This window comes from Chryseobacterium sp. RLHN22, from assembly GCF_051011795.1.
GTDB lineage: Bacteria > Bacteroidota > Bacteroidia > Flavobacteriales > Weeksellaceae > Chryseobacterium > Chryseobacterium zhengzhouense.
In genome coordinates this window covers 1-2,441 of the sequence record NZ_JBPCHW010000051.1, presented here as the reverse complement: position 1 = coordinate 2,441, position 2,441 = coordinate 1, and the positions used below count along the sequence as shown (strand labels likewise).

General features: G+C 32.2%; 4 protein-coding genes. 1 reads left to right on the top strand and 3 read right to left on the bottom strand.

What is annotated here, in order from left to right; genetic code table 11:
• Positions 1 to 55 precede the first annotated feature (55 nt).
• Positions 56 to 1,096 (top strand): Ig-like domain-containing protein, encoded by a 1,041-nt coding sequence (locus ACR1PN_RS20415; RefSeq protein WP_433981531.1) that lies wholly within the window; start codon positions 56 to 58, stop codon positions 1,094 to 1,096.
• A 29-nt stretch (positions 1,097 to 1,125) separates the two neighbouring features.
• Here ACR1PN_RS20415 and ACR1PN_RS20410 read toward each other — a convergent pair whose 3' ends face one another.
• From ACR1PN_RS20410 to ACR1PN_RS20400, 3 genes are read right to left on the bottom strand one after another with little or no spacing between them, the layout of a single operon-like run.
• Positions 1,126 to 1,275, bottom strand: a complete 150-nt coding sequence (locus ACR1PN_RS20410) for a hypothetical protein (protein ID WP_433981530.1) — start codon at positions 1,273 to 1,275, stop codon at positions 1,126 to 1,128.
• A 58-nt stretch (positions 1,276 to 1,333) separates the two neighbouring features.
• Entirely contained in the window at positions 1,334 to 1,765 is a 432-nt protein-coding gene (locus ACR1PN_RS20405) for a hypothetical protein (RefSeq protein WP_378177853.1), read from the bottom strand.
• A 23-nt stretch (positions 1,766 to 1,788) separates the two neighbouring features.
• Complete coding sequence (locus tag ACR1PN_RS20400; RefSeq protein WP_433981529.1) at positions 1,789 to 2,298, bottom strand: N-acetyltransferase family protein; 510 nt, start codon at positions 2,296 to 2,298, stop codon at positions 1,789 to 1,791.
• Between the last annotated feature and the right edge of the window lie 143 nt (positions 2,299 to 2,441).

Genomic DNA, 2,441 nt, shown 5'->3' with positions numbered 1-2,441 from the left:
CTTGGTTGGATAGTTTCAAAGCGCTGTTAATAAGGTTTGAAAAATTGAATATCACTTGGATAAATCTACATTATTTAGCTTTCTCTATCTTGTTTCTAAGAAAAATAAAAGTTTAAACAGGTTTTATATTAAAAAACTCAAGTACATCTATCCTGAACTAAAACCGGCCAATATTTATTTTACGATTGGCGGATTAAGCTCCGGAGGAACTGCCGATTCTGAGATGGTATTAATTGGTTCTGAAATTCTGGTGGGAAATCCGGCTACAGACACTTCCGAATTAAGCTCTGACTGGCTTAAAAACACATTTAAACATAGGAAATATTTAGATGTTGTTTATCTTACCGTTCACGAGTACGTTCATACCAATCAGAAAGACGGCTATGTCAATCTTTTGGGACATTCGATAAAAGAAGGTTCGTGTGACTTTATTGCTGAACTTGTTTTGGGAAAACCTATTAAAACATCTTATATTGAATACGGAAAATCTAATTTATCTAAGGTAAAAGAAGATTTTAAAGCCGAAATGTATTCTAACCGTAATGATAAATGGCTTTATAACGGTAAAAAATCAGATCATCCTGATTTGGGATATTTTATGGGTTACGAAATTTCAAAATCATATTATCAAAATCATCCCGATAAAAAACAGGCGGTGAAAGATATTATTGAACTGGATTTTGGCAGTGAAAAGGCAATTGATGAATTTGTAGACAAGTCTAAATTCTTTGGCAATAGCGTCAATAAAGACGAAATCATTAAAAAATATGAGTCGAATATGCCAAAGGTTGTCAAAATAGAGCCTTTTGAAAATCAAAGCAAAAATGTAGATACAGCAACAAAACAGATTAAGATTACCTTTTCGAAGAAAATGAATGATGTGTCATTAAATTTTTCAAAAAATGGTAAAGAACATTTTCCACTTCAGAAAAAACTTGGTTTTGAAAATGATAAAACTACGCTTATCTTAGAAACGGTAGCTCTTCAACCGAATACATCGTATGATTTTTACATCACCAATCGGAGTACTGAATCTGAAGACGGATATCAATTCGGAGCAGATGAATATAAGATAGAATTTACAACACGACCTTAAGATTTATATCACTACAAAATTTAGCAATTTTAAAGCTGAATTCCACCGTGACCTAAATACTTTAAGGACGCATCTTTAACAAAGTCTTCAAAGCTGGTGTTTTCATCAGCTTTTTTGTTTTGAATTTCAAAATAATAAATATCAGGATTTACTCCAACTTCCAAATTATTTCTAAACATAAATAAATAAAAGTTTTTTACTTGAGTTGTAAATAATTCAGGAAGTTTTCTTTAGCTTTTATTTTTTAATCTTTTCAAAGATTTGAATTCGATATCCTGTTACTGAAGGATAATATAATTCGAGTTTTCCATTTATTATTTTAATACGATGATCACCTCCTATCCCTGGGCATTTATCTGCTTCTAATCGAAACGTTTTATTTATTTTCATATATTGAGGCATATAAAATTTTCCTCGAGACAAATTATCTTTAGTTTCTTTCCAATTTCCGGTACATAAATCTCCGTTTGATGTAAATGTACCATCAGATTTCAGTGAAAGCTGCATTTCGCTTTCTACTGCTTGAGGAATTAATGATGAACGAGGAGCATAAGCATTTTCGTCATTTATAACACTAGAAATCTTCCAATCACCTATAATGTTCTTTTGTATTGAGTTACAACTACAAAATATTAAACCAAAGAATATTATCACAATATATTTACTCATTTTTCAACTTTGTAATTATACGACTAATTTTCACCAATCCTTTTCCCCAATATTTTCAATGTACGCTCTACTCCATCCAAAACCGCAACATTCGGTAAAATTCCCCAGTCTTCAAACCCGAAATGCTGGAAGAGTTTTATACTTGGCTCGTTGTGTAAGAATATAAATCCCAACAAAGTTTTTACTCCAAATTTTCCGGCATTGTCAATACAGTATTGCAAAGTCTTTTTACCATAGCCTTTCCCACGAAAATTTTCATCCATATAAATGCTTATTTCTACAGTCCCATTGTAAGCCGGTCTCCCGTAAAAAGATGAAAAACTTACCCAGCCTACCATGTTATTTTCAGAATCTTCGATTACCCAGAGTGGTCTTCTTTCAGGAGTATGCTCATAAAACCACTGATGACGGCTTTCTACAGAGATCTCTTCTGTATCTGCAGTTACCATCCTTGATCCGATGGTTGAGTTGTAGATTTCAACAATTCTTTTAAGGTCCTCAAGCCGTGCATCCCGGAATGTAAGTTCTCGCATTTTGATAAAAGTATTTTATGTCTCGTCCTAAAACTTCGATACAGATTATAGGATAAAAATAATAATTAAACCAAAGCAAAAACGTTTTTGCTTTGGTTTTTAGTTTTATAGGTTTTCATTTTTAATTCAGACTGCTGGTGCAT

Excerpts from the sequence above, each read along its gene's own strand:
- ACR1PN_RS20410 (WP_433981530.1), bottom strand. The coding sequence starts at position 1,275 with ATGTTTAGAAATAATTTGGAAGTTGGAGTAAATCCTGATATTTATTAT.
- ACR1PN_RS20405 (WP_378177853.1), bottom strand. The coding sequence starts at position 1,765 with ATGAGTAAATATATTGTGATAATATTCTTTGGTTTAATATTTTGTAGT.
- ACR1PN_RS20400 (WP_433981529.1), bottom strand. The coding sequence starts at position 2,298 with ATGCGAGAACTTACATTCCGGGATGCACGGCTTGAGGACCTTAAAAGA.